Genomic DNA, 19,494 nt, shown 5'->3' on the forward strand with positions numbered 1-19,494 from the left:
CCCATCCTGCCATGGCCCAGACCAAGGAAGGATCGCCATGCCCCAGCCCCCCAACCCACAACGCGCGCAGCTTCAGGACATTGCGCGCCAGCTCGTCGTCAACTGCCCGGACATGCGCCAGATGGCCCGTGAGGTGGCCGTCGACGCCCTGAAGAAGTTCGCCCGCAGCAGCCTCGATCCGGACACCGTGTACCTGCACCGTTTCAAGGCGGCCCAGTCCAACCCCAGAAGCTTCAGCGGCTGGGAGCACCGTGAGCTGCCCTACCAGTCGCTGACGTTGCCGCAACTGGTGATGCAGCGCTTCGACGCCAACGACCAGGACAACGCCGACCTGCTCGGCTACCGCACCGGCTTCTACCGCGAAGGCGCGCATGCCGGGGTGTTCGACGAACGCAACGAAGTCCCCATGGCACCGGCCGATGTGCTGCGCTACTTCTGGCAGATCGACTTCAGCTCGGTCTTCAAACAGAAGATGCAGGCGTTCTGGGCCGACAGTGCAGAGGCGTTTCGCAGCATGGCCAAGGCCAACTTCCTGAGCAAGGTGGTGGAAGCCTGCGAACACGCAGACCTGCCCGAACAGCGCAAACGCTACCGCCTGCTGGCCCGGGCACTGGCCGGCGTCACCGACTGGCCGCCCACCCTCGAACAACTGCAGCAAACGCATGTTCCCGACCAGGGGGTGCGCCTGCATGCCTTCGACATCGGCGGCTACGTCGCCAGCGACATGCTGCGTGCCGTGCTGCCCGATGGCTACCAGGTGCTGTACATGCCCGGCGAGGTCACGGCCCTGCACCTGTTTGCCAACCCTGCGCAGCTTTACTGGTGGGTGCTGCAGAACACCAATGCCGCAGATAACCGCGCGCGCCTGATGGCCCACTTCGCGTTGTCCAGCCATGCCGAAAACCCCGCCGGGGTCGGGCTCGAGCATCTGATCGACCTGCTGTTCTCCAACTGGGCCGGCAGCGCACACGATGCCATCAACCTGCTGAACAAGCCGGTCGACCAGGATGCATTCAGCTACCTGCGCGATGCGGCGCGACAGCGCATGAGCGACGACGCGCACTTCGCCCTGCGCTCCAACGCCGACCTGCGCAAACAGATGTGGGTGGCGGACCTGCACGCCTTTACCCGGTTCGCCGGGGCAATGGCCGCCTTCGACTGGCCGGTTGCACTGGCTGCCGTGGGCGCAGGGCTTGGCGAGACCGGCCTGTCCATCGACGAGGCGATCAACGGCCACACCACTGCCGAACGCCAGGCGGGCGTCATCGGCGCCGTACTGGCCTGCATCGACACGCTGTTCAACGCGACGCTGCTCGGCGAGGAGACCGGTGAAGTGATACGGGTCGACGGCGAGGTGCCCGCCGTCGCCGAGCCCTATGTGGAGGCCGAGGACGAACCCCTTGCCACTGCCGAGGATATTGACGCCCAGGTACCCGCCCCCCTGCGACCGACACCGGCTTCCCAGCGCCTGGCCACCTTCGAGACCAATGCCCTGCTCGACGGCGAGAAACCCGGGGTCGGCAAGATGCAGGGCATCTACTCGCTGGCCGACGGTTTCTATGTAGCGATCGGCGATTTCGCCTACCAGGTGCGGTACGTGGGCGAGCTCAAGAGCTGGGTGGTGATCGACCCGAACGCGCCCTTTTCGTTCTACCGCAACGTGCCCATCCGGCTCAATGCGCAACAGCAGTGGGAGCCCGTCGCACAGGGCCGCCTTCTGGGGGGTACACCGCGCTTTCGCCTGAAACTGTGGGGCCGCAGCGACTACGCGCCACCCCCTGCCGAACGTATCCCCACGCCCTACGAGTTGCTCCCACGCCAGCAGGCACAGCTGCGTTCGGTGGATGACGAACAGCTCAGCGGCATTACCTACCGGGCCAATCAGCCACACTTGGAAGAAGCCTGCGACCTGTTTCGCAAGCTGCGCAGCAAGCTGCTGAACGATGCCAAGGAGTATCTGAGCACGGTGGAGCTGCCGCCACGCCCGCAACTGCCGCTGTTCGAAAGCAACCCGGCGCCCAAGCAGATCCTGCGTGGTTGCTACTCCCGCTGCGACGGCGTGGTGATCGGCGAATGCCACGCACACCTGGGCAGCAAACGCTTTCTGATCGACAACATGGCGCAACTGCGCAAGCAGAAGGTCAAGGTGCTGTACCTGGAGCATCTGCTGACGGACTTTCACCAGGCCGACCTCGATGCGTTCAACCGCACAGGCAACATGAGCCAGCACCTGCGCGACTATGTGGCCGAACTGGACCGAAGCCAGGCCACCGACAGCAGCGGACGCTATACCTTCCAGCAGGTGATGCTCACCGCACAGGCCAACCAGGTCCGCCTCCAGGCCATCGACTGCATGGCCAGCTATCGTCAGGCCTGGCTGGCCACCCCGCCGGGCCCGATCCGGCAACAGATGATGAACTTCTTTGCCCATCGGGTCATTGCAGCAGACCAGGCCCTGCACCCCAGCAGGTGGATCGCCTTCGTGGGCAACACCCACACCAATACGTTTGACGGCGTGCCAGGGCTTGCCGAGCTGCAGGGCGCCATCGGCCTGCGCATCGAAGACATCGAGTGCGGGCTGCCTGTGCGATTCGGCGTGGACCCCGGTATCCAACCCGACCAGTCGGCCAACCTGGCGGCGGTCAAATGCGACCTGCTGCTGCAGGTGCCCATTGCTCCCGCACACGGCGTGGCACGCACCCTGGAAGAAAAGCTGCGCGCTGTGGGCTCCTTCAGTTTCACCCAGGTGGAGGGGACCTTGCAGATGATCCACCGCAGCAAGGACCTGACGCTGCACTACACCCCCATCCAACGAGACGGCACGTTCTACTACATCGATCGGGCGAGCTGGCCACGCGTGGACAAGCGCCGCATGCCAAGCCTGGCGCAACTGTCGACCCTGGTGACATCCAACGGGCTGACCTTCGTGCCACTGTAACGGCGCCGCCCAGCTTTGCTTGCTGCCTGAACGGGCCGGGCTGGCTGGGCGGCCCGCACTACTTACTTACCGCACGCTGCTCGCCGCCCCCGGCCAAGCTGGCCCCTCGCCCCTGACACGGAAGTATCGCCATGCCCCTGACCGCCCAACAGACCCACGACCACGAACAGCTGCAGAACCTGGCCCGACAACTGGTCAAGCATTGCCCCGACATGCGCCAGATGGCCCGCGAAATCGCCAGCCATATCCTGAAGAAACACACCCGCAGCACGCTGGACCCGGACGCGGTGTACCTGCACCGGTTCAACACCGCGCATAGCAGCCCGCGCACCTTCAGCGGCTGGGAACACCTCGGCCCGCCCAGCGAATCGCTGACACTGCCGCAACTGGTGATGCAGCGTTTCGATGTCAACGACCAGGACAACGCCGACCTGCTCGGCTACCGCACCGGCTTCTACAGCCGCGGGCCGGGCACAGGCCTGTTCGATGAGCGCGATGAAGTGCCGATGGCCCCGCGCGAGGTACTCGACGAGCTGTGGAAGGTCGACTTCTGCAGCGCCTTCCACCAGGACCTGACCCGCTTCTGGGCCCGTCATTCGGACAACTTCCGCACCCTGGCCAAGGCCAACTTCTTGAGCAAGGTGCTCGAAACCTGCGCGCACCAGACCGACCCCGCCCGCCTGGCACGCTTGCGGCGGGTGGCCACTGCCCTGGCCGGTGACGCCAGCTGGCCGCCCTCGCTGAGCCAGTTGCAACAACAGGCCAGGCCGGTGGCGGGGGTGCGCCTGTGCACCTTCGACATCGGCGGCCATGTGGCCACCGATATCCTGCGGGTGGAACTCGACGACGGTTACCAGTTGCTCTACATCCCGGGCGAGGTCGACGCCCTGCACCTGTTCGCCAACCACAGCGAGCTGTACTGGTGGGTGCTGCACAACACCAATGCGGCGCAGAACCGCGCACGCTTCATGACCCACTTCGCCCTTGCGGACCACGGCGAAAAAGCCAGCGCGGTGGGGCTCGAGCACCTGATCGACGTGCTGTTCAACAACTGGGGCGGCAACGGTCACGACGCACTCAACCAGTCGAACACGACCGTGCATGGCGATGGGTTCACCCACCTGCGCGATGCAGCGCGTCAGCGCATGATCGACGATGCGCACTTCTCGCTGCGCTCCAACGCCGACCTGCGCAAGCAACTGTGGATCGGCTACCTCAAGGCCTTCGGCACCTTCGCCAGTGCCATGGCCGCGGTCGACTGGCCGGTAGCGCTGGCTGCCGTGGGCGCCGGGCTGGCCGAAACCGGCCTGAACATCGATCAGGCGGTCAACGGGCACACCACTGCCCAACGCAAGGCCGGCGTGATCGGCGCCGTGCTGGCGGCCATCAACACGCTGTTCAATGCCACCCTGCTCGCAGGCCCGGCCGTCACCGGTGAAATCGCCGAGATCGAACCCAGCCTGGACGCGGGCACGCAGGCTGCACCCGTCGAGCCCGAACACACGCCAATGGCCACCCCGGCGGAACTCGCCGAGTGGGCGCCTGCGCCGCTGATACCGGCCGAGCGCTCGCAACTGCTGGCCCCGTTCGAAACCAACGTGCTGCTGGACGGGCACGCCACCGGCAGCGGCAAATTCCAGGGTATCTACACCCTGGACGATGGCTTCTATGCCCAGATAGACGGGTTCCCCTATCACGTTCGCTACATCGGCGAGCTGCGTTCATGGGCGGTGGTCGACCCGCAAAACCCCTACTCGTTCTACCGCAACGTGCCCATTGGCCTGAACGACGAAGGCGTATGGCAACCGCTGGAGCAGGGTCTGAAAGGCGGGGCGCCACGCTTTCGTCTCAAGCTCTGGGGCCAGGCCCAGGTACCCACGCCCGGCCCGGAACGCGTGCCCACCCCCTATGAAGTCGACAAGGCGCTGCAGTCCGAATTGCTCAAGGCCTCCAACGGTGGCGAGGAGTCGAACCTGAGCGGGCGCACGTTCTCCCCCAACAACCCCGCCCGCGAACAGGCCTACGCGCAATTTCGCACCTTGCGCGACCTGCTGGTCGACGACGCCGAAGCGTTTTTCAGCACCGCAAGCCTGCCGCAGCGGCCACCGCTGCCAACATTGGCTGCCGATGCCAGCGCCAGGCAGATCATTCGCAGCGTGTACGAAAACAGCGAGGGCCTGGTGGTCGGCGAAGCCCATTCACAACTGGGCAGCAAGCAGTTTCTGATCGAGAACATAGCCCTGCTCAAGCAGCAGAAGGTGCGGGTGCTGTACATGGAGCACCTGATGACCGACTTCCAGCAGGCCGACCTGGACCTGTTCAACCAGACCGGGCAGATGCCCCAGGCACTCAAGACCTACGTGACCGATCTGGACCGCGGCTGGCACACCGACCCCGCCCAGCGCTACACCTTCATGCAGGTGCTCAGGAGCGCGCAGAAACAGGGCATCCGGATACAGGCCATCGATTGCATGGCCAGTTACCGCCAGGCATGGATGGGCCCCCGACCACCCGCGATTCGCCAGAAGATGATGAACTTCTTCGCCCACCGCGTAATCGCTGCCGACCAGGCTGCCCATGGCGCCGGCAAATGGGTTGCACTGATGGGCAACACCCACGCCAACACCTTCGAGAGCGTGCCCGGGGTCAGCGAACTGCAAGGTGTGATCGGTGTGCGCGTCGAGGACATCGAAATCGGCAGCAGCGCAAGCGTCGGCCGCGACCCGGGGCTTTACGCAGTGGACGACGGTATCCGCGAAACCCGCGTGCAGGGCGACCTGCGCCTGCAGGTGCCGATTGCCCAGCCGCCCTCGGCCTCGGGCACACTGGAAGGCCGGCTGGCCAAACCGGGGGCGTTCGGCTTCAAGGACATCGACGGCAAGATGACCCTGATACACCGCAGCAAGGACCTGGCGCTGCACTACACGCCCATCGCAAGGGACGGTGAGTTCATCTACATCGAACGCGCCAGCTGGCCATGGCTGGACAAGCGACGCCTGCCGGACCTGTCGGAAATGGCCTTCCAGCTGTCCCGGTACGGCTTGAAGTACGTGCCGCTGTGACGCCAGGCAGGCGGCGATGAAAAAGGGCAAGGCCGCCTGGCCTTGCCCTTGCTTTCGCCTCGCGGCAACCGGGCCGCTAGGCCTGGTGCGTCAACTAGTGCTTGAACATCACATGGCGCACGGTGGTGTAGTCCTCCAGGCCATACATCGACATGTCCTTGCCATAGCCGGAAAGCTTGGCGCCGCCGTGGGGCATTTCGCTGACCAGCATGAAGTGCGTGTTGACCCAGGTGCAGCCGTATTGCAGGCGTGCGGCCAAACGGTGGGCGCGGCCCACGTCGCGGGTCCACACCGAGGAGGCCAGGCCGTAGTCCGAATCGTTGGCCCACGCCAGGGCCTGGGCCTCGTCGTCGAAGGCGGTGACCGTGACTACCGGGCCGAAGATCTCATGGCGCACCACCTCGTCGTCCTGCCGGGCGCCGGCAAGTACGGTCGGCTCGAAGAAGAACCCTGGCCCGGCGACACGCTGGCCACCGGTCACCACCTCAATGTGCGACTGCTCGCGGGCGCGCTGCACAAAGCCTTCCACGCGCTCCAGATGCTGCTGGGTGATCAGCGGCCCGAGCTCGGTGTCAGGGTCGTCCTGCAGGCCGTAGCGGATGCTGGCCACCGCCTCGCCGAGCTTCTTCACGAACGCCGCGTACACGCCCTTCTGCACATACAGGCGGCAGGCGGCGGTGCAGTCCTGGCCGGCATTGTAGAAGCCGAAGCTGCGCACGCCTTCGACCACGGCATCGATATCGGCATCATCGAACACGATCACCGGGGCCTTGCCGCCCAGCTCCATGTGCATGCGTTTCACGCTGTCGGCGGTGCCGGCGATGATGCGGCTGCCCGTGGCCACCGAGCCGGTCAACGACACCATGCGCACCTTGGGGTGCCCGGTCAGGGGCTTGCCGACACTCGGGCCGCGGCCGAAGACCACGTTCACCACGCCTGCCGGGAAAATCTCCGCCATCAGTTGCGCCAGCTTGAGGGTGGTCAGCGGCGTCTGCTCGGACGGCTTGAGCACCACGGTATTGCCTGCGGCCAGGGCCGGCCCGAGCTTCCAGGCGGCCATCATCAGCGGGTAGTTCCACGGTGCGATGGAGGCCACCACGCCCACCGGGTCGCGGCGGATCATCGAGGTGTGCCCTTCCAGGTACTCGCCGGCGGCACTGCCTTGCAGGCAGCGGCTGGCACCGGCAAAGAAGCGGAACACGTCGGCCACGCCCGGCAGCTCGTCGTTGAGCGCCGCCGCGTAGGGCTTGCCGCAGTTGTCCGCTTCCAGGCGCGCCAGCTCCGGGGCGTGGGCGTCGATCGCATCGGCCAGTTTGAGCAGCAGCAGCGAACGGTCCTTGGGGGTGGTCTTCGACCAGCTGTCGAACGCCGCATCCGCAGCGCACACCGCGGCATCGACCTGGGCCAGGCTGGCCTCGGGGATCTCCACCAGCGTGGCCCCCAGTGACGGGTTGAGCACCGCCAGGGTTTCGCCTTCACCGGCGATGAGTTGTCCATTGATCAGCAGGCAGGTTTGCATGGGTTCTCCTGTGCGGCGAGGTTGGCCGCCGCCATAAAAAAGTCGCAAGCGCCCCGTGCCCGCAGCCGGGCTGCGCACAGGGGGAGCATTACAGGGGGGGCAGGCGCCGGGCGCCCGCAGGTTCAGAGTGCGGCTTCAGGCACTGCCGTGCTGAACAGCCGGGTGCGCCAGGCCAGGTACACCAGCCCCAGCAGCACCCAGCAACAGCCGAGAATCAGCGCGTCGGCATCCAGGCTGATCAACATCCAGCCCGAGGTGAAGGCGCCGGCCAGGGGGAAGATCACCCCGCGGACCACGCCGGCCTTGTCGCCGATGCTGCGGTCGAAGGTCAGTTTCAGTGCGCACAGGTTGACCGAGGTGAAGGCCAGGAAGGCGCCGAAGTTGACCAGCGAAGTAGCCGTGGCGATGGTCAGGCCGAACCCGACGAAACCGAAGGCCCCGCACAGGGCGATGTTGAATACCGGGGTCCTGTAGCGCGGGTGCAGCACGCCGAACAGTTTCTGCGGCAGCTGGTTGTCGCGGCCCAGGGCATACAGCAGACGCCCCACGCTGGCCTGGAACGACAGGCCGGCGGCGAAATGGGCAATGATGATGCCGGTGAGTACCACGCCGAAGAACAGGTCGCCACCGATGGTCTTGGCGATTTCGAAGGCCGCGCCGTCGATGTTCTCGAACAGGCCCGCCGGGTGCGCCAGGTACATGAAGTACGAGGAGCCCACGTACAGGCTGCCGCCGATCAGGGCCACCAGCAGGATGGCACGCGGGATGGTGCGCTCGGGCTCGACGGTTTCTTCGCTCAGGGTCGACAGCGCGTCGAAGCCCAGGAACGAATAGGCGGCGATCGCGGCCCCGGCCATGGTGGCCGAGAACGGCACGTCGGCATTGAAGAACGGCTTGACCGAGAGCAGACCGCCCGGGCCGTTGATGGCCGACACGTAGTGCCAGCACAGCGCGATGAACACCGCGATGATGGTCAGCTGGATCAGCATCAGGATGATGTTGAAGCGGTTGGCGACCTGAATGCCCAGGATGTTGAGCAAGGTGGTGGAAACGATGAAGCCGGTGATCCAGCACCACTGCGGTACATCCGGGAACGCCAGGCTCAGGTAGCTGGCCCCCAGCAGCCAGATCAGCATCGGGATGAAGAAGTAGTCCAGCAGCGCGGCCCAGCCGACCATGAAGCCGATGCCAGGGTTGAACACCTTGCGGGTGTAGGTGTAGGCGGAACCGGCCGCCGGGAAGATCCGCACCAGGCGCCCGTAGCTCAGGGCGGTGAAGATCACGCCGATGGAGGCCACCACATAGGACAGCGCCACGGTGTTCTGGCTGGCCTGGGCGATCACGCCATAGGTGCCGAACACGATCAGCGGGGCGATGAAGGCCAGGCCGAACAACAGCACGGACACCGGCCCGAGGGTCCGGCGCAGGTGCGCGGAGGAAGTCGATGCGCTCATGGTTAGGGCCTCAGGCTGCGTAGGTGTAGGCGGCGCGGATCACGTCGAGGTAGCTCTCGACTGACATCTCCTTGGCGTTGCTCGCATCGGAAATGTTGCTCTTGGACTTCTCTGCGATGGCCAGGAAGTCCTCCTCGCGCACCCCGGCCACATCGGCAAAACGCGGAATACCCAGCTCGCGGTTCATGCGGAACAACTGCTCCACGCCCGCTTCGGCGGCAGCGCTGGCGCCAAGATTGGGGTCGATGCCCAGGGCATAGGCGACATCGGCATGGCGGCGCAGGTCGGCGTCGCGGTTATGGCTGAACACGAACGGCAGGAAGATCGCGTTGCCCACCCCGTGCGGGGTGTCGTACATGCCGCCGATGGCTTCGGAGATGCAGTGCACGCTGGCGATGTCGGCATTGCCGAAGGCCATGCCGGCAATCAGGCTGGCGATCAGCATCTGTTCGCGGGCCTCGCGGTTGTCCGGCTCCTGCACGGCGGGCTTGAGGTACTGCGCGATCAGGCGAATGGCATGCAGGGCCAGGCCGTCGCTGATCGGGTTGGCCGGCTTGCCGGTGTAGGCCTCGATGGCGTGGGTCAGCGCGTCCATGCCGGTGGCGGCGGCGATGTGCGGCGGCAGCGTGGCGGTGATGTCCGAGTCGAGCAGCGCCAGAACCGGGCCGATGCGGTAGTCCAGGATGCTCATCTTGAACTGGCGGCGGGTGTCGGTGATCACCGAGAAGAACGTGACCTCGCTGCCGGTGCCTGCGGTGGTCGGGATCGCCACGATTGGCAGCACCGGGCCCTTGAGGGTGAAGGCACCTTCGTAGTCCTCGACCTTGCCGTCGTGGGTCAGCAGTACGCTGATCGCCTTGGCCGCGTCCATCGCACTGCCGCCACCCACTGCCAGCACGCCATCGATGCCCTTGCCGCGATACAGCTCGGCGGCGCGGTTGACGTCTTCGCTGCGCGGGTTGGGCTTGACGTCGACGATCTCGTCATAACGCACGCCGGCCTTGTCCAGGCTGGTATAGATGCTGTCGAGCAGGCCGGCGTTCTTCACGCCCGGGTCGGTGACCAGCAGCACGTGGCGCAGGCCCAGGTCGGTCAGGTGCTCGCCGGTACGCTGGCGCAGGCCAGGTTCCATGACGATCTTGGTGGGTAACAGAAACTGGAATTGCATCGGTAGGTTCCTCTCGCACTGGGGCGCACTTGCAATGTTGTAGTTATGGCAGACGAGTCAGAGGGGCCGCCTGGGCGGTGGGTGTCTGGTTATTGTTGTGGCGGTAGCCGATCGCCGAAGCCGATGGACCGCTTGTCCAGGCGCTGCACGGTGGGCACAGGCCGGTATGGGGCCAGACACTAAGACACGGGTAGCGGATCGACAATTACTAAAAACTCAAGGGAGCATTCGATTAAATCGAATGCTCCCCGTGCACCGGGGGTAGCGGCCTACAGGTGCTGCCCGTGGCGCGCCATGATGTGCCGCACCACGCTGTAGTCCTGCAGCGAGTCGCTGGACAGGTCCTTGCCGTAGCCCGAGCGCTTGAGCCCGCCGTGGGGCATTTCGCTGACCAGCATGAAATGGCTGTTGATCCAGGTGCAGCCGTACTGCAGGCGCGCCGCCACCTGCATGGCCTTGTCCAGGTTCTGGGTCCACACCGACGAGGCCAGGCCATATTCGGAGTCGTTGGCCCAGTCCACGGCCTGGGCCAGCTCGTCGAAACGGGTCACGGTGACCACCGGGCCGAACACCTCGCGCTGGACGATCTCGTCGGTTTGCCGGCAGCCTGCCAGCAGCGTCGGCTGGTAGTAGAACCCGGGCCCGGCATGCATCGCCGCACCGGTGACGCACTCCACGTGCGGCTGGCTGAGGGCGCGCTCGACGAAGCTGGACACCCGGTCGCGCTGGCGCGTGCTGATCAGCGGGCCGATCTCGTTGTCGGCATCGTGCGCGCCGGCATAGCGAATGCTGCTGACCGCAGCCCCGAGTTCGGCCACCAGCCGGTCGTGGATACCGGCCTGGGCGTAGACCCGGCACGCCGAGGTACAGTCCTGCCCGGCGTTGTAGTAGCCATAGGCACGCACGCCCTCGACCACCGCCTGCAGGTCGGCATCGTCGCAGACGATCACCGGGGCCTTGCCGCCCAGTTCCAGGTGGGTGCGCTTGAGGGTTTTGGCCGCTGTGGAGAGGATCTTCTGCCCGGTGACGATATCGCCGGTCAGCGAGACCATGCGTACCTTGGGGTGGCCGACCAGGTGAGCGCCGACGTTCTCGCCACCGCCGCAGATGATGTTGATCACCCCGCGCGGCAGGATCCGCGCCAGCGCCGGCGCCAGGGCCAGGATCGACAGCGGGGTGTGCTCGGACGGCTTGAACACCAGGGTGTTGCCTGCGGCCAGGGCCGGCGCGATCTTCCAGGCGGCCATCATGATCGGGTAGTTCCACGGCGCGATCGATGCCACCACCCCGATCGGGTCGCGGCGCACCATGCTGGTATAGCCGGGTACGTATTCGCCACTGAGCTGACCGGTCTGGCAGCGCACCGCGCCGGCGAAGAAGCGGAACACATCGACGGTGGCGCTCAGATCATCCTTGCGCGCCAGGTGCAGCGGCTTGCCGCAGTTCAGCGCTTCGAGCCGGGCGAAGGCGTCGGCGTGCTGCTCGATGGTACTGGCGATCTCCAGCAGCAGGTTGGAGCGCTGCTGCGGCGTGGTGCGGGCCCAGCCGGCGAACGCGCGGTGGGCGGCCAGGATCGCGGCCTCGGTCTGCTCGGCGCTGGCTTCGGCGATAGGGGTCAGCACCTGGCCGGTGGCCGGGTTGAGGATCGGCTCGACGACGCCCTCGCCTGCGACTAGTTCGCCATCGATCAGGAGTGCGGTGGACAACGGGGTCTGCGCGACTGGCATGTGCAGGGTTCCTTCTTGTGGTGTGGCCATGCGGCTAAAGGGATGACTTGCGCCCGCCGTGGGGCTGCTCGCGGGCGACCGTCAGAAACGGGTCGACCAGCGCCGGGCGCGCTGTGCCGCGGCGCCAGGCCAGGCCCACGTCGAGGGTCTGGGTCAGGTCGGCAATCGGGCGGGCCTCGATGATGTCGCCTTCCAGCGACCACGGGCGGTAGGTCATGTCAGGCTGTATCGACACCCCCAGGCCCGCTGCCACCAGGCTGCGCACCGCCTCGGTGGAGGCCGTGCGCAGGGTGATGCGCGGCTGCAGCCCGGCCTGCGCCCACTGGCGCTGGGCGGTGTGGTCCATCTCGTCGACGTTCAGCTGGATCAGCGACTCCCGGGCCACGTCGCCCAGGTTGATGCTGTCGTGTTCGAGCAACGGGTGCTGGGCCGGTAGCCACAGCCGGTAGGGCGAGTGGGTCAGCACCTCCGATTGCAGGGCGTGACGGTCTTCGAGGTTGGAGAGTATCAGCACGCCCACATCGATTTCGCCGCTGACCAGCAGGTGCTCGATGTACGGTCGCTCGTCTTCCATCACGCGGATTTCGACGTTGGGGTAGGCACGCTGGAAGCGCGTGAGCAGGTCGGCCAGGTAGTAACCCGCCACCAGGCTGGTCACCCCCACCACCAGTTGGCCGGCGACCTGGTCGGTGCTCTGCTGCAGGCTGCGCTTGGCGTTGTCCACCGTGGCCAGGATCAGGTGCGCCTGGCGCAGGAACTGATGGCCCTGGTGGGTCAGGTGCATGCCCTTGGCGTGGCGATTGAACAGGCTCACGCCGATTTCCTGTTCCAGCTGCTGGATGGCCAGGGTCAGAGTGGACTGGGAGATGTACACCGCCTGGGCCGCAGCCGAGATCGAACCGGTCTCGGCCACGGCAATGAAGTGGCGGATCTGACGCAGAGTCATCATGGGCATTACCCGGTACGTTGTTTTTATAGATGTGGGCGAGTGTATATCTTTTTTATCGATGGCTTGGTGAAAACCGCCGCGCCTGCGGTTCAACGTCAAACCGCGTGGGCGGCCCCGGGTGGTTACAAAAAGGTGCGTACTTGTGGGGATCTGGCGCCCGCCCTAGATTGCCCGCCTCAATCAATGGAGTCCCGAGCCATGCGCACCCTGATCATTCTCGCCCACCCCAACCTGGAAAAATCCGTGGTCAACCAAGCCTGGTTGAAAGCCCTTGAAGCCAGCGACATGCACGTCACCCTGCACCGCCTGTACGAGGTGTATCCCCAGGGCGGCGCGCTGGACGTGGAAGCCGAGCAGGCACTGGTTCGCGCCCATGACAGCATCGTGTGGCAGTTCCCGTTCTACTGGTTCAGCACCCCGCCGCTGCTCAAGCAATGGCAGGACGAAGTGCTCACCCACGACTTTGCCTACGGCCACGGCGAAGGGCAGCGCCAGCTGGCGGGCAAACGTATCGGCATGGCGATTTCTGCCGGCATCAGGCAAGACGATTACAGGGCCGGCGGGCGTTACAGCTACAGCCTGGACGAACTGCTGCGCCCGCTGGAAGTCACCCTCCGCTACATCGAAGCACTGCCGGTACGCCCGTGGGTGTTCTATGGTGCCGAGTACGCCATCGACCCGGCGGAGCTGGAGGCCAACGCCGAAGGTTACCTGGATTACCTGCGCCAATTTGCCCAGGCAGCCTGAGTTCAGCCTTCGGCGGGCGCCGGCGGTGTCTCGGTGGCCAGCGCATTACCTGAATGCAGGGCACCCCACTGGCACATCGCATCGATGATCGGCTGCAAGGTGCGGCCGTGCTCGGTCACCCGATACAGCACCTTGGGCACCTTGCCAGGGAAGGCTTCGCGCTCGACCAGCAGATCGCCCTGCAACTCCTTGAGTTGCTCGGTGAGCACCTTCGACGACAAGGGGCGCATCAGGCGCAGCAGCTCGCCTGTGCGCTTGGGGCCTTCCATCAGGTGGCACAGGATGGAGCACTTCCAGCGCCCGCCGATGGCCTCGATGGTAGCGTCGATGGGAAAGTTGAACACGCGGTTGACCATGACCGGTTCTCCTGGCTGGGGCGCAAAGGCGTGCAGGATAGCAAGCGCGCCTGCGGCCGGGGCAACTTGAGGCTACTCGACGCCTGGATACACCGCCAACGGATCACAGCGCTGCGACGCCCGCCTTGGCGACCTGCGCATCCTGCTGCGCCTTGACCCCGGACACCCCCACTGCACCGACCACCTGGCCGTCGACGATGATCGGCACACCGCCTTCGAGCGGCGTGATCAACGGGGCACCAACAAACGCCGTGCGCCCACCGTTGACCATGTCTTCGTAGCCTTTGGTCTCGCGCCGCCCCAGCGCCGCGCTCCGGGCCTTTTCCGATGCGATGTAGGCACCGATCGGAGCGCACCCGTCAAGGCGCGCAAGCGCGAGCGGATGGCCACCGTCATCGACGACCGCGATGGCGACCTCCCAATCGTTCTGTTGAGCCTGCACGCAGGCGGCGTCCAGGATCCGGCGAACATCTGTGTGGCTCAGTACGGCTTTGTGCTGCATGTCTGGATTCTCGTCTGGTCATGTTGAGGCCGCCACGCACCTGATGCGCGATGCCCGAAAATGCTTGAGCTACGCCCGCGATCAGGAATGGGATACCCGGCGCAGGAAGTCCTTCATGCGCTCGTTGGTCGGGTTGCTCAGGATCTGCGCCGATGGCCCTTCGGCGACGATCGAGCCGCCTTCAAGGAACAGCGTGCGGGTCGACACGGCGCGTGCGAAGCCCATCTCGTGGGTCACCACCACCATGGTCATGCCTTCCTGGGCCAGGCTCTTCATGACGGCCAGGACCTCACCGACCAGCTCGGGGTCGAGCGCCGAGGTGGGCTCATCGAACAGCATGGCCCTGGGTTCCATGGCAAGTGCCCTGGCAATCGCCACGCGCTGCTGCTGGCCGCCGGAAAGCTGCGGCGGATAGGCGTTGTACTTCGCGGCCAGGCCGACACGGTCGAGCAGTTCCTTGCCACGCTTGCGGGCCTTGTCGACGGGTTCACCCTTTACGTACACCGGGCCCTCGATCACGTTTTCCAGGACGGTGCGATGGGGGAAAAGGTTGAACCGCTGAAACACCATACCCACCGAGCGACAGATCTGGCGGATGTTCCCGGAGCTGGCGTCGACCGTGACGCCGTCAATGCTGATCACGCCGCCGTCGTAGCGCTCCAGGCCATTGATGCAACGCAGCACCGTGGACTTGCCCGAGCCCGAAGGGCCGATCAGGCAAACCACTTCGCCCTGGCGGATCTCTGCACTGATGCCATGGAGCACCTGGTGCGGACCAAACGACTTGGTGATGTTGTCGATGCGGATCATCGGGCACTCCTTTTGTATTTGCGTTCGAGCCAGCCGGCCAACCCCATCAGAGGCAGGCTCAGGCACAGGTACATCAGGGCAACCAGGGTGAAGATGTTGGCGTTGTTGAACGATGCTGCCGCGATCAGCTTGCCCTGCATCGACAGCTCGACCACGGTGATGATCGAGGCCTGGGAGGAGTCCTTGAGCAGCATGATCATGTTGTTGCTGTATGGCGGCAGCGCGATCTTCAACGCCTGGGGCAGGATCACCCGGCGCATGGTCATTGCGCGGCTCATGCCGATGGAGTGCGCCGCCTCGTTCTGACCGGGGTCGATGGCCTGGATACCCGAGCGAAACACCTCGGCCATGTAGGCGGAATAGGCAAGCCCGAGCCCCATGGCACCGGCCTGGAACGCACTCATGTCCACGCCCATTTCCGGCAACACGAAGTACAGGTAGAACAGAATGACGATGATCGGGATGCCGCGAATGGCATTGGTCAGGTAGCGCGAGCCTTCGGCCAGCCAGCGCACGCTGCTGACCCGCAACAGCGCCCAGAACAACCCCAGCAAGGTACTGATGAGCAGCGCGCACAGGGTGATGCCGATCGTTGTCCAGGCACCTTCCATCAGTATCGGAAAGTACTCGACTGCCTGGCTGAAAAAACCTTCGAACATAGGATTGCATCCTCACATGCGGGCACCGTCGGGCGGTGGCCGTGATCACGAATCAGAGTTTCTTGACGTTCCATTTGGTGAGGATCGCGTCGAGCGTACCGTCGGCCTTGAGCTTGGCTACACCGCCATTGATTCGGGCGAGCAGCTCGCTGTTGCCTTTGCGCACCGCCACGCCGATCGCGATACGGATCTGCTTCTGGTAGTCATCGGCAACGCGCAGCTTGCTGGAGCCGGACTGCTGCACGGTGTAGAGCATCACCGGGCCATCGCCTACGGCAACATCGATACGCCCCAGGGCCACCTCGCGAATCATGTCGGACATGCTGTCGTACATCCGCAGCTCCTTGATGCCCTGCTGGGCTTTCATCGGTTCCACCGACACGGTGCCAGTCTGCACGCCGACCTTCTTGCCGGCGAAGTCGGCGCTGCTGAGGTACGCCGTCGTGTCCTGGCTGTTGGCAATCACCTCCTCGCTGTAGGCGAACAGTTCGTCGGAGAAGTCGACCACCTGGGCGCGCTGGGCATTCATGGCGAAAGCAGAGCTGATCATGTCTATCTTGTCCGTCTGCAACGACGGCACCAGGCCACCGAAGGGGATCGGACGCAGCTCGGGCGTGAAACCAAGCTCCTTGCCCAGCGCCTGGGTGATATCGATCATCACGCCCCGAAGCGTGTTGGTCCTGGTGTCCAGGAAGTTGAAGGGCACCGCAGTGGGTGTGGCGCCGACGCGCAGTGTGTCCTGGGCCTGGGCAGTGCCCAGCAGGACGGGAAGAGTCAGTGCCGCACAGGTGGTCAGTTTGATCAATCGGGTGAGCATGGGACGTCTCCTGTTGTTCGCAGAGTGAAGGTCACACAGCTGCGGTAACGATGATTTCCACGAGCATGTCGGGGGCACCCAGCAGGGCCTGGCAAGTGGCGCGGGTGGGCGCGCAGCCATGCGGTACCCACGCATCCCAGGCCTCGTTCATGCCCTGGAAGTCGGTGGCGATGTCCTTGAGCCAGATCTGCGCAGTGAGCAGTCGGGTGCTGTCACTGCCGACAGAAGCGAGCAACGCGTCGATGCGCTTGAGAATCTCGGTCGTCTGGGCCTTGATATCGCCACTTCGCTCGGCGGCGACAACCCCGGCAAAGTAGGCGGTGCCCGCATGCACGACAATGCGGCTCATGCGGGCGTTGGTCTGGTGGCGCGTGATGGCGTTGTTCATGGTCATCTCCTGGGGTGTGAGTAGGTCAGAAACGGCTGATCGAAAAGGGCAACAAGTCGCGTTGGGCATCGACAGACCCTGACATGGCCAGAGCCAGCAAGCGTCCCGTGCCCGCCGATCCGGTCAACCCGAGGTGGCCGTGGCCGAACGCGCACCACAGGCCCGTGTGCCCGGGAAGTGCGCCAATCACCGGAAGCGAATCGGGGAGACACGGACGGTGGCCCATCCACTCGGTGGCAGCACGAATGTCCAGGCCTGGAAGCCCTGCCTTGGCGTGAGCGGCGAGCAACTGCGCGCGAGGGCTGCTTGGCGCTCGCTGCAGGCCGCCGAACTCGACGGTGCCGGCAACCCGCAGCCCTTGCTGCATGGGCGTCATGAACACCTTGCGGTCTGCGAGAACCACGATGCGCTGAAGCTCCACGCCGCCGTGGGGAAAACGCAGGTGGTAGCCGCGTTGTGTTTCCAGCGGAACCTTCACCCCCAGCGGGCGCAGCAGTTGAGCAGACCAGGCGCCTGCAGCGACAACCACCTGCACCGCACAGTAGTCCCCGGACTGGGCGCCAACGCGCCAGCCGCTGGTATCCCGTGCCAGGCGTTGCACTCGATCGCGGATGAACCTCACGCCGCGCGTCTTCAGATGCTCTGCAATGACTGTGGCGTAGCGCTGCGGCTCTCGGACCCACAGCTGATCGGGCAGGTAGTAGCCGGTTTGATAGATCGGCCCGAGCGCAGGCTCCAGCGCTCGGATCTCTTCGCCCGTGACATGCCGGGCGTCGAGCCCATGCTGTTTTTTCAGGGCCCAGCCGGCGTTGTCTTTCTCCAGGCTGGCCTGATCGGGGTAAAGGTGCAGTTGACCCGTTTCCGCGATCAGTTCACGGCAGCCAGCCTTGGCGGCGATGGCCTTGTGCTGGGTTGTCGCATCCCCCAGCAATGCATGCAGGGCCTGGGCAATCTGCGCAACCCTGGCCGGTCGCGAGGCGGCAACAAAGCGCACCATCCACGGCGCCACCGTGAGCAGGTAACTGGCGGGAAGGTACAACGGCCCCGTGGGGTCGAGCAGCATGCGCGGCGCCTGCTTCAACACGCCGGGCATGGCCAGGGGGGCCACGGCACCGGAGGCAATCGAGCCGGCGTTGCCGGACGAGCACTCCGCCCCCGGAGCACCGGGATCGATGACGGTTACCGAAACGCCCGTCGCAAGCAGATGGTAGGCGGTACACAGGCCGACTATTCCGGCGCCGATGACGATCGCTTCGGGTTTGCGAGCTTGAGTAGTGGGCATCTTGTACAGGGCTCTTGATGGATGAGTCCCCGAGAGGATGCAGAGCCTGTACCGAATCTGATATCAATGTATCGCACAGCAATACGAGCAAACTCGAGTGTGATATTTCACAACGGTATGAGCGGTTAGACTTGCTTCGTCAGGCAGCCCCCTCGGCGGGCCATTTTTCACCGTTACGCCCCAATTCAGTGCTCGGCACGCCACTGCTGCACCACGTTGGTCTGGAGAGTTTCATGGAGCCAAACGAGTCCCCCCTGTTTGTCCAGGCCCTGGCCACCGGCCTCGGCGTCCTCGATGCATTCACGGCCGAACGGCCGACGATGAACCTGAAAGAAATTTCAGAAGCTGCGGGTGTTACCAAAAGTGCGGCTCAGCGCTTCACTCATACCCTGGTCACATTGGGCCTGTTACGAAAGGACGCAGCGTCCAAGCGCTACTCGCTGTCGCCTCGCACCCTGGATACCGGCTACCGCTACCTACAGGCGCACGTGCTGCTGGAGCGAGCCAACCCTTACCTGCTGGACCTGAACCGCCAGACCGGCGAGACGGTCAACCTGGCCGAACGCGATGGGCACGAGATGGTGTACATCGGGCGATTCCCCAGCCCGCATCGCGCCGTTGTGCACATGCCCGTCGGTAGGCGACTGCCGATCTTCTGCTCGTCGGCAGGCCGCGCCTTTCTCTCGGCGCTGCCCGATGAGCAGATCAGGCACATTCTCACCGGTGTGGATCGGCCCAGATTCACACCGCACACGATTACCGACGTCGAAACGCTAACGAGCATCATCGCCAAGGTTCGGGAGACTGGCTTCGCCTACAGCATCGAGGAGTTCTACCTCAGCGACCTGGCCTTTGCCGTGCCGGTGTACAACATTCGTGGCGAGGCGGTGGCGGCGGTGAACCTGTCGGTGTCGACGGCCTACTGGAGCTTCGAGCGAGCGGTTGCGGAGCTTGTGCCGAAGCTGATCCACACTGCCAGGATGATCTCCACGACGCCGCCTACCTTCCGTGCGATGGAGCCGTTCCAGATCGGCTATGGCAAGGTGCGGGATGTTCCTTATGACAAGCCGTGAATGAAGCGCATGGTGCAGATGCCGCCAGCCAGAAAGCCAAAAG

16 protein-coding genes are annotated in these 19,494 nt (G+C 64.9%); 4 read left to right on the forward strand and 12 right to left on the reverse strand.

What is annotated here, in order from left to right; translation table 11 throughout:
• Positions 1-37 precede the first annotated feature (37 nt).
• A complete protein-coding gene (locus tag B4I46_RS11230; protein ID WP_236176983.1) occupies positions 38-2,938 on the forward strand; it encodes a membrane-targeted effector domain-containing toxin in 2,901 nt (966 codons plus the stop codon).
• A gap of 131 nt (positions 2,939-3,069) precedes the next feature.
• Positions 3,070-6,000, forward strand: coding sequence for a membrane-targeted effector domain-containing toxin (locus tag B4I46_RS11235; protein WP_286900206.1), 2,931 nt, complete (start codon positions 3,070-3,072; stop codon positions 5,998-6,000).
• Positions 6,001-6,094: 94 nt separating this feature from the next.
• Here B4I46_RS11235 and B4I46_RS11240 read toward each other — a convergent pair whose 3' ends face one another.
• The 5 genes from B4I46_RS11240 to B4I46_RS11260 form a co-directional block, all read right to left on the reverse strand.
• On the reverse strand, positions 6,095-7,519 hold the full coding sequence (locus tag B4I46_RS11240) for a gamma-aminobutyraldehyde dehydrogenase (protein WP_286900209.1): 1,425 nt from the start codon (positions 7,517-7,519) through the stop codon (positions 6,095-6,097).
• Positions 7,520-7,641: 122 nt separating this feature from the next.
• Positions 7,642-8,973: an APC family permease gene (locus B4I46_RS11245; protein ID WP_043860646.1), complete on the reverse strand. Its 1,332-nt coding sequence runs from the start codon at positions 8,971-8,973 to the stop codon at positions 7,642-7,644.
• A 10-nt stretch (positions 8,974-8,983) separates the two neighbouring features.
• The gene (locus tag B4I46_RS11250) at positions 8,984-10,141 is read right to left on the reverse strand and encodes an iron-containing alcohol dehydrogenase (RefSeq protein ID WP_043860647.1); all 1,158 of its coding nucleotides are present in this window, start codon (positions 10,139-10,141) and stop codon (positions 8,984-8,986) included.
• Positions 10,142-10,410: 269 nt separating this feature from the next.
• Positions 10,411-11,868, reverse strand: coding sequence for a gamma-aminobutyraldehyde dehydrogenase (locus B4I46_RS11255; RefSeq protein WP_043860648.1), 1,458 nt, complete (start codon positions 11,866-11,868; stop codon positions 10,411-10,413).
• Positions 11,869-11,902: 34 nt separating this feature from the next.
• The gene (locus B4I46_RS11260; protein WP_058541552.1) at positions 11,903-12,817 is read right to left on the reverse strand and encodes a LysR family transcriptional regulator; all 915 of its coding nucleotides are present in this window, start codon (positions 12,815-12,817) and stop codon (positions 11,903-11,905) included.
• Positions 12,818-13,015: 198 nt separating this feature from the next.
• Here B4I46_RS11260 and B4I46_RS11265 point away from each other — a divergent pair, with 198 nt between their 5' ends.
• Positions 13,016-13,564 carry an NAD(P)H-dependent oxidoreductase gene (locus tag B4I46_RS11265; RefSeq protein ID WP_286900213.1) on the forward strand — a complete coding sequence of 183 codons (549 nt, stop codon included), beginning with the start codon at positions 13,016-13,018 and terminating at the stop codon, positions 13,562-13,564.
• Positions 13,565-13,566: 2 nt separating this feature from the next.
• On the opposite strand, the gene B4I46_RS11270 is transcribed toward B4I46_RS11265, so the two are convergent.
• From B4I46_RS11270 to B4I46_RS11300, 7 genes are all read right to left on the reverse strand, one after another.
• The gene (locus B4I46_RS11270) at positions 13,567-13,920 is read right to left on the reverse strand and encodes a winged helix-turn-helix transcriptional regulator (protein ID WP_043860650.1); all 354 of its coding nucleotides are present in this window, start codon (positions 13,918-13,920) and stop codon (positions 13,567-13,569) included.
• A gap of 103 nt (positions 13,921-14,023) precedes the next feature.
• Entirely contained in the window at positions 14,024-14,422 is a 399-nt protein-coding gene (locus B4I46_RS11275) for a heme-binding protein (RefSeq protein WP_116052997.1), read from the reverse strand.
• An 81-nt stretch (positions 14,423-14,503) separates the two neighbouring features.
• Positions 14,504-15,232 carry an amino acid ABC transporter ATP-binding protein gene (locus tag B4I46_RS11280; protein WP_054915062.1) on the reverse strand — a complete coding sequence of 243 codons (729 nt, stop codon included), beginning with the start codon at positions 15,230-15,232 and terminating at the stop codon, positions 14,504-14,506.
• On the reverse strand, positions 15,229-15,891 hold the full coding sequence (locus B4I46_RS11285; RefSeq protein ID WP_054915063.1) for an amino acid ABC transporter permease: 663 nt from the start codon (positions 15,889-15,891) through the stop codon (positions 15,229-15,231). The genes B4I46_RS11280 and B4I46_RS11285 overlap by 4 nt, the downstream gene beginning before the upstream one ends.
• A gap of 52 nt (positions 15,892-15,943) precedes the next feature.
• Positions 15,944-16,708: an ABC transporter substrate-binding protein gene (locus B4I46_RS11290; RefSeq protein WP_286900219.1), complete on the reverse strand. Its 765-nt coding sequence runs from the start codon at positions 16,706-16,708 to the stop codon at positions 15,944-15,946.
• A 31-nt stretch (positions 16,709-16,739) separates the two neighbouring features.
• On the reverse strand, positions 16,740-17,096 hold the full coding sequence (locus B4I46_RS11295; RefSeq protein WP_054915065.1) for a RidA family protein: 357 nt from the start codon (positions 17,094-17,096) through the stop codon (positions 16,740-16,742).
• A 25-nt stretch (positions 17,097-17,121) separates the two neighbouring features.
• Positions 17,122-18,378, reverse strand: a complete 1,257-nt coding sequence (locus tag B4I46_RS11300) for an NAD(P)/FAD-dependent oxidoreductase (RefSeq protein ID WP_286900222.1) — start codon at positions 18,376-18,378, stop codon at positions 17,122-17,124.
• 233 nt (positions 18,379-18,611) lie between these two features.
• Here B4I46_RS11300 and B4I46_RS11305 point away from each other — a divergent pair, with 233 nt between their 5' ends.
• Positions 18,612-19,451, forward strand: a complete 840-nt coding sequence (locus B4I46_RS11305; RefSeq protein WP_054915067.1) for an IclR family transcriptional regulator — start codon at positions 18,612-18,614, stop codon at positions 19,449-19,451.
• Positions 19,452-19,494: the final 43 nt, after the last annotated feature.

This window comes from Pseudomonas sp. UBA7500 (assembly GCF_002478435.1).
Taxonomy (GTDB): Bacteria; Pseudomonadota; Gammaproteobacteria; order Pseudomonadales; family Pseudomonadaceae; genus Aquipseudomonas; species Aquipseudomonas palmensis.